11 protein-coding genes are annotated in these 12,238 nt (G+C 40.2%); 7 read left to right on the top strand and 4 right to left on the bottom strand.

Annotated elements, in window-relative coordinates:
- Window positions 1-804: 804 nt before the first annotated feature.
- Complete coding sequence (locus Q4546_RS05335; RefSeq protein WP_303445837.1) at window positions 805-3,264, top strand: EAL domain-containing protein; 2,460 nt, start codon at window positions 805-807, stop codon at window positions 3,262-3,264.
- A 74-nt stretch (window positions 3,265-3,338) separates the two neighbouring features.
- On the opposite strand, the gene Q4546_RS05330 is transcribed toward Q4546_RS05335, so the two are convergent.
- On the bottom strand, window positions 3,339-3,692 hold the full coding sequence (locus Q4546_RS05330; protein ID WP_102436801.1) for a hypothetical protein: 354 nt from the start codon (window positions 3,690-3,692) through the stop codon (window positions 3,339-3,341).
- Window positions 3,693-3,705: 13 nt separating this feature from the next.
- Window positions 3,706-3,975 (bottom strand): hypothetical protein, encoded by a 270-nt coding sequence (locus Q4546_RS05325; RefSeq protein WP_102436803.1) that lies wholly within the window; start codon window positions 3,973-3,975, stop codon window positions 3,706-3,708.
- A gap of 167 nt (window positions 3,976-4,142) precedes the next feature.
- Between Q4546_RS05325 and Q4546_RS05320 the strand changes: the two genes are divergently transcribed.
- From Q4546_RS05320 to Q4546_RS05305, 4 genes are all read left to right on the top strand, one after another.
- Window positions 4,143-5,660 carry an ATP-binding protein gene (locus tag Q4546_RS05320; RefSeq protein WP_102436805.1) on the top strand — a complete coding sequence of 506 codons (1,518 nt, stop codon included), beginning with the start codon at window positions 4,143-4,145 and terminating at the stop codon, window positions 5,658-5,660.
- Between the two features lie 41 nt (window positions 5,661-5,701).
- On the top strand, window positions 5,702-6,397 hold the full coding sequence (locus Q4546_RS05315) for a response regulator (protein ID WP_102436807.1): 696 nt from the start codon (window positions 5,702-5,704) through the stop codon (window positions 6,395-6,397).
- Window positions 6,398-6,571: 174 nt separating this feature from the next.
- Window positions 6,572-7,441, top strand: a complete 870-nt coding sequence (locus tag Q4546_RS05310; RefSeq protein WP_102436809.1) for a 6-carboxytetrahydropterin synthase — start codon at window positions 6,572-6,574, stop codon at window positions 7,439-7,441.
- Window positions 7,442-7,491: 50 nt separating this feature from the next.
- Entirely contained in the window at window positions 7,492-8,355 is an 864-nt protein-coding gene (locus Q4546_RS05305) for a M23 family metallopeptidase (RefSeq protein WP_303445836.1), read from the top strand.
- A gap of 82 nt (window positions 8,356-8,437) precedes the next feature.
- On the opposite strand, the gene Q4546_RS05300 is transcribed toward Q4546_RS05305, so the two are convergent.
- Both Q4546_RS05300 and Q4546_RS05295 read right to left on the bottom strand, forming a co-directional pair.
- Window positions 8,438-8,998: a VOC family protein gene (locus tag Q4546_RS05300; RefSeq protein WP_303445835.1), complete on the bottom strand. Its 561-nt coding sequence runs from the start codon at window positions 8,996-8,998 to the stop codon at window positions 8,438-8,440.
- A gap of 84 nt (window positions 8,999-9,082) precedes the next feature.
- A complete protein-coding gene (locus Q4546_RS05295; RefSeq protein WP_102436814.1) occupies window positions 9,083-9,589 on the bottom strand; it encodes a murein L,D-transpeptidase family protein in 507 nt (168 codons plus the stop codon).
- 172 nt (window positions 9,590-9,761) lie between these two features.
- On the opposite strand from Q4546_RS05295, the gene Q4546_RS05290 reads away from it, so the two are divergent.
- Together Q4546_RS05290 and Q4546_RS05285 are read left to right on the top strand one after the other, a co-directional pair.
- Window positions 9,762-10,622, top strand: coding sequence for an ion transporter (locus Q4546_RS05290; protein ID WP_102436816.1), 861 nt, complete (start codon window positions 9,762-9,764; stop codon window positions 10,620-10,622).
- Window positions 10,619-12,127 carry an MATE family efflux transporter gene (locus tag Q4546_RS05285; RefSeq protein WP_102436818.1) on the top strand — a complete coding sequence of 503 codons (1,509 nt, stop codon included), beginning with the start codon at window positions 10,619-10,621 and terminating at the stop codon, window positions 12,125-12,127. The genes Q4546_RS05290 and Q4546_RS05285 overlap by 4 nt, the downstream gene beginning before the upstream one ends.
- The last annotated feature ends 111 nt before the right edge of the window (window positions 12,128-12,238 follow it).

Below are 12,238 nucleotides of genomic sequence, written 5' to 3'. Positions count from 1 at the left end.
AAAGTAGTTTGCTAAAGCAGCGGTAATTCAGTTGCTTAGACGCTTGATTAGAGGTCAACGGCCTGTCACGCCGGGGGCGAGGGGTCGTCTCTTGATAAGAGTAAGTCCGCTCCGCCAACATAACGATAAGCCCTGCTAGCAATAGCAGGGCTTTTTCGTATCTGTTATTTAAAGAATGAATAATAGTGACCTGCTAAAGTAGTTTGCTAAAGCAGCGGTAATTCAGTTGCTTAGACGCTTGATTAGAGATCAACGGCCTGTCACGCCGTGGGCGAGGGTTTGTCTCTTGATAAGAGTAAGTCCGCTCCGCTGACACAAAGACGAATGCTTTTACAGCAATGTAGAGGTTTTTTTCGTTTTGTAATTTAATTATTTTCAGCTTTATATTGATAAAGAAAAAGAATGTTAGCTGAGTTGTCTGTGCCTTTAGAATATGACTTTTTCGTTGTCGAATTCAATTAAATATCTGCCGCTGAGTAGAACTATATTATTGAAATTATGTTTCTACGAAGTTTTATCATCGTAAGCCAATAGTAGTTACAGTATCTCGATCAGTTTATAAAGCCTATTTCAACCGTTTGCACTGTTTTAAGTAAAGAACAGTACCCTCAACTGTAACCCTCCCTTAAAACAGCATGCCAATATCAGTATCTTATAAAATCATACAAATATTTAAGTGGTTTTTTATCAGTTAAATGATCTAGCTAGCAGATCCGCGGTTTACTGATTTATTAACTTTCTGTGTGGCTATATAATCAAATGTATATATAAGTGTAAAGTCCAATAAGTAGGTTCTTTTTAGCAATGCATACAACTCAAAATATCAAAGCTTATTGGCAAAAAACCTTAGATATAACGGCAAAAGCACTGAGTACTGATGTGTGTGCCTTTTTGTTAGATGCTCAGCAGATGATGCGTTATGTGGCATGTAATGAAGAAATCATCGATAGAGATTTACGCGAATTACAGCAAATTACCACTCCAGTCATCAATAATATTCCTTTATCGGAATTAGCCACTAATCAAGTCATATCAATAACCCATAAACAAAAACAATATAGTATCCATCTGCAACCTCTTGTTGATGATTACGGTAAACAACTGGGCTGCTTTTGTGCGATTTATTCTAAATTGTTATCTAAAGATTTTAACTTAGCTTTAATTAATCTCACTGTTGATAGCCTGGAACACTCTTTATCTAAGCTTCACTCCCAACAGGAACAATATCAATCCATTAACTTACAGAATTTCATTGATGCTTTTAGTGAACATATTTGGGTAAAGGATCTTGACGGTAAGTATATTGTTTGTAATCAGAGTATAGAAAAAGCTTGGAATAAAAAGACGGGTCAAATAGTCGGTAAAATGGACCATGATCTATTTGATGTTGAAACAACAAAGCTTTTTATCGAGACCGATAACAGTGCGATTTTGGCAAGAAAACCGATTGTAGTGTCTGAGTGTGAAGGCACAGATCCAAACAATAACCGTCACTGGTTAGAAACGGTTAAAGCGCCATTAATCGATAATACAAATACTATCCAAGCCGTTATCGGTATTACCCGAAATATTGGTCGGCATAGACAAAATGAAAAACAATTGTTACTGGCCGAAAGTGTGGTTGAGAACACGATTGATGGTGTATTAGTTACCGACAGAGATGGCAATATAACTGAAGTTAATAGTGCATTTTCCAATATTACCGGCTTTGAACGTGAAGAGGCTATAGGTCAAAATCCACGTATTTTAAATTCCGGCAAACATGATACTGAGTTTTTTGCCAAAATGTGGAATACCTTGCTCGTAAAAGGTAAGTGGCATGGCGAAATTTGGAATAAAAGAAAAAATGGTGACATATTCCTCCAAGCAGCTACCATTAATGCGGTTTATGGCCAAGATGATACTATTAATTTTTTCGTAGCTGTATTTTCAGATATATCAAAGCAGAAAATTAACGAAGAAAAGCTCGAGAATTTAGCTTATTACGACAACTTAACCCAATTACCTAATCGAATTTTATTACGGTCTAATTTACAAGTTCAAGTTGAGCATGCGGCAACTAAACAATCGCAACTTGCAGTTATCATGTTCGATATTGATTTTTTCAAACATATTAACGACAGTTTAGGTCACGAGGTGGGTGATAAACTATTAGTTGAAGTCGGCCGCAGATTATCCAATATCAGTCATGATCATTGTACTGTTGGCCGCCTAAGCAGTGACGAGTTTGTGCTTGTTTTAAATGATATTACTCAGGGCGATATGGTGGCATCCCGTGTAAATCATATTAAGTCTCTAATAGAGCAGCCATTTAGATTTGATGATAGTTCTTTAATTCGAATTACCGTGAGTATGGGCGTTTCAGTTTTCCCTCATGATTCTGTAAATAGCGAAAACTTATTACAAAATGCCGATACAGCGTTACATATAGCAAAACAAAGTGGTCGTAATACAGTGACCTTTTACGATTCAGCTATGACAATGAACTCAGTAGCGCATTTGAAAATCCAAAATGCTTTACACGAAGCCATTCAAGAGCAGCATTTTCATTTAGTTTATCAACCTAAATTATCGTTGAGTAGTGGTCAATTGGTGGGACTAGAGGCGTTGATCCGATGGGAGCATCGGGAGTATGGTTTTATTTCACCAGCTGAGTTTATTCCTATTGCTGAAAAAACCGGTTTAATTCACGAAATTGGTTTAGTAGTACTTCGAATGGCTTGTCTTCAAGGCAAGCAATGGCTTGATAATGGCTATCATTTTGGTCGGATTGCCGTTAACGTTGCCAGTATACAATTTCAGCGCAGTAATTTTATCGACAATGTCGCAATGATTTTGCAAGAAACTGGAATGCCTGCTAGTTGTCTTGAGTTAGAGATGACTGAAAGCTGCATGATGTATGAACCTGAAAAAGTGATCAGTGATTTAAAACGCTTGGGGGACATGGGAATTCAATTATCTGTTGATGATTTTGGAACCGGTTATTCATCGTTAAGTTACCTTAAAAAGTTACCTATTAATGTGCTTAAAATCGATCAGTCTTTTGTCTGCGATATTCCATTTGATAGTCATAATACCGCAATAGCCAAAGCTATTATTGTGTTAGGTCATGCACTTAATCTCGACATCATTGCTGAAGGGGTAGAAACTAAAGAGCAAGCGGCTTTTTTATTGGAAAATGGCTGCGATCAAGCACAAGGTTATTATTTTAGTCGACCACAATTAGCATCAACACTTACGCCTCTCTTAACAAATAGTAAATAAAAGTCCTTAAATTTTGTTTATAGGCGATTATTTAAGGACTTTACTGTAATAGAAAAGTCCACTTTTAAACTGATTTATGCGTATATATCTATTGTGTTGCTGATATCATTTTCGGTTGAAGTGTTTGCTATTTCAGTTACCGTTGTTAGAAATACGTCTCCCATATCATCTTTTGATAAGGTTTCAGCCATAGGTTTTAGCTCATCTAACGCTAATTTCAAAGACTCATGCTGCTCTGGGGTTAATGCACTTAACATTGATGAAATATCAGCTTGTTGTTCTTCAGTTAAGGTCGATACTGCTTTTTCAAGTCCTGGTGGAGTGCTCCCAGGTGGCGGTGGACCTTGTGGTCTTTCAGGCTTGCTGCTTGATTGCGTGTTTAGCTGACTTTGTTGTGCCGAGATGTTATTGCTCATTAAGACTTGCATATCAGGCTCCTATTTATTGACCACGTTTTTGTTTATGTTCTGGCGGTGTGTGGTTATTAGGTACAGCAACGAGTTCTTCATCGATTAAAATACAGGTGGCTTCGATTTCATCGCCTTTTGGCGTCGTGAAGCTAACTTGATCTTCAGCGTTTTTATTTTCACAGATTGCATAAGCTTCTTGTGGTGGTTTACGCATTTGACGGTTTTTTTCTTGTGCGATGATATTGGCTGACATCAATGTCAGTAAAGGAATAAGGGCAAGTAAAGAGGCTATTCTTTTCATTTTTAATCCATCCTAGTGATAACGATATGACTTTTTATTAAAGCCTTTGTTTGATTCATCATTAGGTTAGCAATTAAATATGCAGTAATTGTGCAGATTTCATGGAGATTACAGCCAAGTCATTGTTGTTGCTAGTTTGCAGCCTTGTAGGTCGATATACTTAGTTTATGAAAATATCAAAGAAATTATTTTTAGCCTTTGTGGGCTTAACTAGCATAGTGTTACTTGCGACGTTATCGTTAGCAAGGTGGAGCTTTGATCAAGGCTTTCTAAATTATATTAATACCCTAGAACAAGAACGTTTAGCTCGTTTATCAACTGCAGTGGCTGATTTGTATCAGCAGTCAGCTTTTAATTGGAGTAACATTAGCTCAGACCAATATAAGCAATTACTCAGACTACATTCACCAGGGCCGGCTCCAAGGCATTTGGGGCGAAATGATTCATTGTCGAATAGGCAAGGTATACCACACCCAGATCGAAGACCGCCACACTTATCTGAACATCGAAAACCCGCTAAAGGCTTTGAGCCAGAACACCGGCAACCGCCGCCTCATAAAAGACCCGACAGCAAAAGAAGGGATAGAGAGGTGAAGCCTCAGGTGCGCTTTGGACCTCCTACAGCAATTTACAACTTAGAGAATAAGTTACTTGCCGGCGTGGCTATCGATGACCGTAATAAGGCAACTTATGTTCCTGTTACCTATAAAGGAGAGCTTATTGCTAAGTTATATAGCTCACCAATCGTTAAGGTTAATAGTGAATCTGCAGCTATTTTTTCGCAACAACAGCTTTGGACCACACTCTGGATAGGTTTGGGCTGCTTGTTATTGGCAAGTATTATTTCATGGCTGTTAGCTCGATTTTTATTAGTACCTGTGAAAGAGGTGGTTAAAGGTATTTCCTTTCTTTCAAAGGGCAATTATAGCGAACGTTTTACTCAGCAACGTCAAGATGAATTAGGTCAATTGATGAATGACATTGACCATTTAGCGATGATTTTAGATAAAAACCGTACTGCAAAAAATAGATGGTTTGCCGATATATCACATGAGCTTCGAACCCCCTTAAGTATTTTGTGTGGTGAAATTGACGCCATCAAAGCGGGAATTCGTCAATTTGATCAACAACAACTTGAGTCACTAGAGCAAGAAGTCATGCGCATCAAACATCTAGTCGATGATTTGTATCAGCTGTCTTTATCTGATGTCGGTGGACTTAAATACAATATCCAACCGATGGATCTCACTGAGTGCATTTCAGAAACAATAGCCTCATTAGGCAATAAAATTTCTGCTAAAGGGTTAGGCTACCGTTTTAACCATATTGAGCCGGTATTAATCAATGCTGATAAAATGAGAATTCAGCAACTAATTTCTAATGTTTTATTAAATTCAGTCGCTTATACAGACTCTCCAGGTAGTATTGATGTCGATTTAATTCAGCAAAATACCAAGGTGCTGATATTAATTAATGATACTAAACCTTCAGTAGCGACAGACGATTGCGAGCTACTATTTGAGGCGCTTCATCGACAAGATAGCTCTCGGGTGCGCCGCAGTAATGGCGCAGGCCTTGGACTCACGATTTGCCGAAATATTGTAGAAGCCCATAAAGGGACAATTACCGCAAGGCCTTCTAATCTTGGCGGTTTATGTATTGAGATTGTATTGCCATTGGCCTAGCTACTTGGCTGTTGTTACAAGTAACGGAGTATTCATAGATCATGAATAATCATTATCAAAATAAACGCGTATTGATTGTAGAGGATGAGCCCAAAATAGCCCAAGTGCTTGTGGATTTTTTAACCCTTGAAGGCTTTGTCACTACGGTTTTACACGATGGGCTTGATGCTGTCGCAAGGATCCAAAATGACGCTATTGATTTTGTCATTTTAGATTTAATGTTACCGCACAAAGATGGCTTGACTATCTGTAAAGAAGTGCGGTCATTTTCAAACGTGCCGATTTTGATGTTAACTGCGCGCGTTGAAGAGATTGATCGTTTAATTGGCTTAGAAATTGGCGCTGATGATTATGTCTGTAAACCTTTTTCAGCAAGGGAAGTGGTAGCAAGGGTTAAAGCAATTATTAGACGAATGGAGCCTAGCGCTCAACTTGCTGAAGATGAAATAGCCTATAAGCATCTAGTGATAAATCTTGAGCGTTTTAAATGCCACGCTGCTAGCGTAGAGGTCGATTTAACCCCCGTTGAGTTTAGGCTTTTGCATACTATGCTTAAAAGACCGGGCGTGGTGCATTCCCGTGATAGTTTAATGCAAGTTTGCTATGTCGATGACCGCGTTGTGAGCTCTCGCACCATTGACAGTCATATTAAAAACTTACGTTCAAAATTATTACTCAATAATAAACAAGCTGATTTACTGCACTCTATTTACGGTGTGGGTTATAAAATTGAGTAGTTTTCCTTTTACCCCTATTAATTGTGCTTATGAGTTTTTTACTATATTTGCTGATGTTTCTCGCGCCTTGGTCTGCTTTTGTTTAGAATAGCTTTAATTTTAGGATCCCCTTAGCCATCGCTATTTGGGACATTTTTAAACTGAGACGGACTGTTTTTCTGTCTAGGAGCTTGAATGCAACTGTTTGTAAAAGATTTAACCGTAATCGACTTTTCTTATTTATGTCCAATTCGGGGTATGGTGGGCGAAAGCTGGATTGTTGATGTATTGCTTGATGGTGGTTTAGATGAGCAAAATATGGTGCTCGATTTTTCTAAAGTCAAAAAGACCATCAAAAGCACCATTGATGATGTAGCAGATCACCGACTATTAATACCTACCGCATGCAGTGACGTTCGTTGGCAGCAGCAGGGCGACAGAGTATGGATGGATTTCACCAGTCAGCAAGGTGATATTCATCTGGCATGCCCATCACAAGCCTTTGCGCTTATACCTACTGAAGTTATCGATTTTGAAAGCGTTAATGCCTTTTTAATTAAAGCATTACGTCAGGCACTGCCTGATAATGTTCAAGGCATTAGCTTAACTTTGCGCACCGAAGTGCTTGAAAGCCCTTATTACCACTACACCCATGGTTTACGAAAGCATGACGGTAACTGCCAGCGTATTGCTCACGGTCACCGTAGCCCTATAACTGTGTTTGAAAACGGCATTGCTGCGCCTAAATGGGATAAATACTGGGCCGATCGCTGGCAAGATATTTACTTGGGCAGTGAAGAAGATGTTGTCTCTGTGCACGCCTTAGCATTATCACCGCAAACCCGTATCTCTGATGACAGCCATTTGGGCTTTCATTATCAAGCCCCACAAGGTGACTTTCAATTGGCAATGCCCAAAGCGAATTGTGACATCATTCCCCACGACACCACCGTTGAGTTGTTAGCACAATTTATTGCTGACACTATGGCTGCTAAATCTCCAGATTCTGTGTTCAAAGTCATTGCCTTTGAAGGTGTGGGTAAAGGCGCCATCGCCGTTAAGTAAACTTAGCATTTTGAGTGTGAGCTGAATTAGCAAGGATTAAGGTTATTTATATGTTTTTGAAGGGATTAAAACTATCTTCATTGGTTATGGTTACGCTGTTTTCTGTTGCCAGTTATGGCAGTATTAATTTACAAGGCAAGTTAGAGCAAGGCGCGTTAGTGCGTGGCACTGTTCCTGCTGGTAGCGCAGTCAAGCTTAATGGCGAAGTGGTAATAGTGACTCCAAAAGGCCAATTTGCTATTGGTTTTGAGCGCGAAGCAAAAACAGAGCAGCTGCTAGAAGTGACTTATCCTGATGGGTTAACACAACTTAAACCACTGACAATTGCGAGCCGTGAATATAAAATTGATCGCTTAACCGGCATTAGTAAAAAAATCATGCAGCCAGATCCTGTGGCGCAAGCTAGAGCTGCAAAGGACTCAAAGCAAACTCGCGCCGCACGTAATGTGTTCAGTGAGCAAGATGCCTTTATGCAAGCGTTTATCTGGCCGGTAACTGGCAGGATTTCAGGGGTTTATGGTAGTCAGCGAGTTTACAATGGTAAGCCGGGTAACCCGCATTATGGTGTAGATGTTGCCCGTCCTACGGGAACGGTTGTCGTGTCTCCGGCTGATGGGGTTATTACCTTATCAGTGCCAGATATGTTCTATTCAGGTGGCACGTTAATCATTGACCATGGATATGGTATTAACTCGACTTTTTTACATCTGAGTAAGTTATATGCCAAAGAAGGTGATGTGGTCACTCAAGGCCAACCACTAGCTGAAATTGGTGCGACAGGGCGGGTGACTGGACCGCATCTCGATTGGCGTTTGAACTGGTTCCAAAAGCGTCTGGATCCCGTGTCAATTGTGCCGTCAATGGAGAGTGTGCTTGCGGCTGAAAACAAGGCTAAAACCGCAGAAAAGCAATAAGCCAATATTACGACAAATAACCCTTCTTAAACAGGGCTGGTACTTAAAGCCGTTATGTTAATAACGGCTTTTTTATGCCGTTTTAATTTAGCTCGCTCGCAATAATGGCTTCGATCCCTAATGGATGCACTTTGACGCAAATGCCCTCGGCTTTAAAGGCAATTGTGGGATTGGCTAAGCGTTCATTATCCCCTTTAGGCGAGCTTTGCTTAACTTTAATGGCTGTTTCACCAGCGATGATAGGGGCGAGTGTCGGTACTTTTTCAACTAACTCGGTAACTAATTGCTCGCAGGTTTGTGCAGTAGAAGGCATGACTAGCTCAACATGTTCCCAGCCTTCAACGGGATAGTTTTTATCTGATGGGTAGGGCAGCTCAACACAAGTAACGTTTTTATCTGCCAGTGTCAGTGGCTGGGTCAGTTTAATGATCAATATCGGTCGGCCGTTAATCATATTATTCGAAATCACTTCACCGTGCTCACTGAATTGCTCTGTGAGTAATTTTGCTTTATCTGCGTCATTGACTCTTAAAGCGCAGTGATCACATTCAAGAGACAGTTTATCTAAACCAAGTTGGCTAATGAAGGCCTCAATGCGTGCGCTAAATTCTGGCCAAGTTTCTATTAAATAAGGGTAATTCATCGGTAGTATCCGTTTGTATAGGCTGGAGTATTAGTCGCACTCAACCGCTATCACGATATTGTTAATATTATTAAGCTGTGAAGGTTAAGGCCAAATTTCGATTGGGGTGCCTTCTTCGATGACTCGCCACAACTCATCCATTTCTTTATTAGTCACCGCAATACAGCCGTTAGTCCAATTGTATTGCTGAGCTTGTTCAGGGGGTAATTCTGAGTTGGGGTTTTGACCGTGGATCATAATCATGCCGCCAGGACTAACACCTAGGGCATTGGCACGTAATTTATCTTCTTCATTAGGGTAAGAAATATGAATTGATTTATAAAATGCACTGTCTGACTTTTTATAGTCTAAAACATAGCGGCCTTGGGGAGTGCGTTGATCGCCTTCTTTAAATTTATGGCCTTGTGGGGCATCGCCCATGGCAATTTGATAGGTTTTTAATACCTTGCCTTGCTGGTAGATAGACATTTTAGCTTCTGACTTGTTCACAACAACTAAATCAACTTTTGCTTGAGTTAATTTATCAACAGACGCAAGAACCGTACTAGACTGTAAAATGACGATAAAAATAAGGGATTTAACCAAGCGCATGCAGACTCCAAAAAAGCAGGATTTTCTAATTTGTTTTATGTTAATAATGTTAACATGAGTATCAGTTCAAAATATGCTTCGCATAAAAATGATTAGAGCAGATATCGTTAGTGATAATACCTTACTTTTTCCTTAGGGCGGTATTAAATTTAAGTGGATTGTAGAGTAACCCATGACGTTAGAAGATAAACACGATAACCATTATAAAAAGCAAATCCGAACCATTATATTTGGTACCGATACCCCTTTGGGTAAAGGCTTTGATATAACACTGATTATTTGTATTTTACTCAGTGTAACGCTGATTGTCTTAGACACGATAGATAGCGTTCATGCTCAGTATGGCCAAGCGATTTATTACGCTGAATGGGGGTTTACTTGGTTATTTACCTTTGAGTATTTGCTGAGAATATACGGCTCACTTAATCGCTGGTCCTATATGCGTAGCTTTTATGGCATTGTGGATTTAATGTCAATTCTGCCAAGCTTTTTAGCGCTGATTATCCCAGGAGCCAATATTTCATTGGCCTTTAGAGTATTACGGTTATTCAGAATTTTCAGAGTGTTAAAGTTATTACGCTATTTAAGTGAAGGCAATATTTTACTTAAGGCGATGATCCACGCTAGACGCAAAGTCTTCATCTTCTTCTTTTCAGTGAGTCTGATTATTATGGCGCTGAGTGTGGTGATGTATGTGGTTGAGGGGCCAAGTAACGGGTTTACTTCGATCCCTAAGTCCATGTATTGGACTATCGTTACCATAACCACGGTTGGATATGGTGATATCACTCCGCAAACCAATTTAGGCCAAGCCATTGCATCGCTGACCATGTTGATAGGTTATTCTATTATTGCGATACCAACGGGAATATTAACTGCTGAAATTTCCCATGAAATGGGCGCAGAAAGAGAACTGAATAAAGATTTAAGAAAATGCAGTAACTGCGGCGCTCGTGGTCATCAATTACATGCATTGTTTTGCCATCACTGTGGCAGTGAGTTAGAAATCAGCAACCTTGAAGGGGAGTCATGACCGAAGCTAAATTTGTTCAAGGGCCAATATTTCGTCATATATTGGTTATGAGCTCCACCGCCGCAGTGGGAATTTCTGCGCTGTTTGTGGTGGATTTATTAGATATCTTTTTCCTCAGTTTGCTCGGTGAGTTGGAATTAGCTGCCGCCGTGGGTTATGCCGGGGCGATTTCTTTTTTTACGACTTCAATTGGGATTGGTTTATCCATTGCGCTTGGGGCGCTTGTCTCCCGTGCTGTTGGCGCTAAAAATATGGTGCTAGCTAAAAGAATGTTGCTTAACAGCGCGTTGATCTCTCTGCTAACCAGTATTTTTGTTGCGATTGTGGTGTTTATATTTATTCCCGAGTTACTGGCTCTCATTGGCGCAACGGGGAAAACTGCGGTGTTGGCGCAAAGTTATCTGCAAATTTTGGTGCCTTCTTTACCTTTTATTTGTTTAGCTATGGCGTTAGGTGGCGCTTTAAGAGCCATTGGCGATGCGAAATTGTCCATGTTGTCTACCTTAGCGGGTGGCGGTGTAAATCTGGTACTAGATCCGATATTCATTTTTGCCTTAGGGATGGGCATTGAAGGCGCAGCAATTGCCTCAGTTATTGCCCGAATTGCGGTATTTGTGGTCTCTGCCAGAGGGGTCATTGTGAAGCATAAGATGTTAGGTCAGTTTAACCGTCAGCATTTTGTTGAAGATATTAGCATTGTTTATTCCATTGCTCTGCCTGCGATGATTACCAATGTGGCGACACCAATTGGTAACGCGGTGGTCACTAAAGCGGTTGCTGATTTTGGTGACAGTTATGTTGCTGGTTGGGCGGTGCTTGGTAGGTTAATCCCCGTAAGCTTTGGGATGATTTTTGCTTTAAGCGGCGCAGTAGGGCCTATTATCGGGCAAAACTATGGCGCGCAAGAATTTGAACGAGTAAAAGAAAGCTTAACTAAGGCGATTCAATTTTGTTTTGTTTACGTGTTAGTGGTGTCGTTATTGCTGTTTTTATCCAGAAATGTGATTGTGTCAGCCTTTGATATGAAAGGTGACGCGGCAGATATTATTTTGTTTTTCTGTAAATACATTGCAATATTTTTCGTGTTTTCAGGGGTGTTATTTGTCGCTAATGCCGCATTTAATAATCTTGGTAAACCCAAATACTCAACTTTTTTTAATGTAGGTAAAGCGACCTTAGGCACCATTCCTTTTGTTTATTTTGGCGCGCAAATGGGCGGCGTATACGGCGTATTAATTGGTCAAGCGATTGGGTCTATTTTATTTGGTGTTGGCGGAGTGTGGTTGGGTTATCGTTTGGTTGATAAGCTTCAAGCGGCTTCACAAGGGCCTCAGCAGCTAATTAAGCCACAGACCATTGATGATGAGATTGAATTAGAAATGAGCCCGACCAGCTCACCGCAGTCGTCATCATATATTCAGTTAGCGCAATTAAACGAAGAGCCATTGTGTGAAGAGATTGTCCGTGATGGGGATTTAGATAACCCGCGAACGCCGAAAAGCTAGTGCATCACAGATTGACTCAAGTCGCTGTCTGAATGCTGCCTTGTAAAACTCAATGGGCAACAAGATGTAAAAAGCCCTCAACATAGTATGTTGAGGGCTTTTTTAATAATC

This window comes from Shewanella sp. 4_MG-2023 (assembly GCF_030548015.1).
Lineage (GTDB): Bacteria > Pseudomonadota > Gammaproteobacteria > Enterobacterales > Shewanellaceae > Shewanella.
The sequence above is the reverse complement of the archived record's forward strand: the minus strand, read 5'-3'. Positions and strand labels throughout refer to the sequence as shown.

What these genes read in the sequence shown, in the direction of transcription:
- Q4546_RS05335 (WP_303445837.1), top strand. Translation starts at nt 805, where the DNA reads ATGCATACAACTCAAAATATCAAAGCTTATTGGCAAAAAACCTTAGAT.
- Q4546_RS05330 (WP_102436801.1), bottom strand. Translation starts at nt 3,692, where the DNA reads ATGCAAGTCTTAATGAGCAATAACATCTCGGCACAACAAAGTCAGCTA.
- Q4546_RS05325 (WP_102436803.1), bottom strand. Translation starts at nt 3,975, where the DNA reads ATGAAAAGAATAGCCTCTTTACTTGCCCTTATTCCTTTACTGACATTG.
- Q4546_RS05320 (WP_102436805.1), top strand. Translation starts at nt 4,143, where the DNA reads ATGAAAATATCAAAGAAATTATTTTTAGCCTTTGTGGGCTTAACTAGC.
- Q4546_RS05315 (WP_102436807.1), top strand. Translation starts at nt 5,702, where the DNA reads ATGAATAATCATTATCAAAATAAACGCGTATTGATTGTAGAGGATGAG.
- Q4546_RS05310 (WP_102436809.1), top strand. Translation starts at nt 6,572, where the DNA reads ATGCAACTGTTTGTAAAAGATTTAACCGTAATCGACTTTTCTTATTTA.
- Q4546_RS05305 (WP_303445836.1), top strand. Translation starts at nt 7,492, where the DNA reads ATGTTTTTGAAGGGATTAAAACTATCTTCATTGGTTATGGTTACGCTG.
- Q4546_RS05300 (WP_303445835.1), bottom strand. Translation starts at nt 8,998, where the DNA reads ATGAATTACCCTTATTTAATAGAAACTTGGCCAGAATTTAGCGCACGC.
- Q4546_RS05295 (WP_102436814.1), bottom strand. Translation starts at nt 9,589, where the DNA reads ATGCGCTTGGTTAAATCCCTTATTTTTATCGTCATTTTACAGTCTAGT.
- Q4546_RS05290 (WP_102436816.1), top strand. Translation starts at nt 9,762, where the DNA reads ATGACGTTAGAAGATAAACACGATAACCATTATAAAAAGCAAATCCGA.
- Q4546_RS05285 (WP_102436818.1), top strand. Translation starts at nt 10,619, where the DNA reads ATGACCGAAGCTAAATTTGTTCAAGGGCCAATATTTCGTCATATATTG.